General features: G+C 49.7%; 1 pseudogene. It reads right to left on the bottom strand.

Going from position 1 to position 894, the window contains the following annotated elements:
- Positions 1-894, bottom strand: a pseudogene (locus F896_RS20970) (hypothetical protein); the annotation flags it as partial.

Below are 894 nucleotides of genomic sequence, written 5' to 3'. Positions count from 1 at the left end.
GCGCGAAGTTTCAAAGGTGAGGGTACCTAAATTGGTGAGATCTGTGACTGGATGAACGCCCGGAAGGACACCACTGATTGCACCACCTACCGTAGAGATTCCTGTGTTGATAATATCTGTTTTTAGGCTTTCAACGCCTTGAAGCACATCGATACCTGTTTGGATCACACCTGTGACAGGGTTATTGCCAAGATCACCACCAGTAATCCCACCGATGATGCCGGTGATTGCACCAAGAGGACCGCCTTCACCACCGCCAATACCGCCAGTAATCCCACCAATGATGCCAGTGATCGCTCCTAGAGGGCCTCCTTCACCACCACCGATACCGTCAGTAATACCGCCAATAATGCCAGTGATCGTACCAAGAGGGCCACCTTCACCACCGCCAGTAATCCCACCGATAATGCCTGTGATAGAACCTAATGGACCTGTGCTACCAATGTTGGTTACATCCCCTATAATATGTTGAACCAGACCTGATGCAGTAGACCCATTATTCACCAGTGTACCAATGACACCTGTTGCAGAACCAATTGCCCCGCCAATATCTGCACCAGCAAGGTGGGAGACGGTTTCTAGTGTACCGTTTACCGTATCGCGAGAAGTTTCAAAAGTGAGGGTACCCAGATTTGCCAGGTCTCCAATTGGGTGTTCAGATTGATGCACTGCACTAATGACCGTGCCTGCAACAGTATTAATTCCTGTATTGATGATATCGGTTTTTAAACTCTCAAGCCCTTGAAGGACATCAATACCACCTTGAACAATACCTGTGACTGGGTTGTTCGCTAGGTCACCACCCGTGATGCCACCAATAATTCCAGTCACTGCACCAAGGGGGCCGCCCTCAGTTCCACCTGTGATGCCACCAATAATTCCCGTTACTGCGCC

The organism is Acinetobacter genomosp. 15BJ (assembly GCF_000400715.1).
In the GTDB taxonomy this organism is placed as follows: domain Bacteria; phylum Pseudomonadota; class Gammaproteobacteria; order Pseudomonadales; family Moraxellaceae; genus Acinetobacter.
This window is presented reverse-complemented; position numbering and strand designations above follow the sequence as displayed.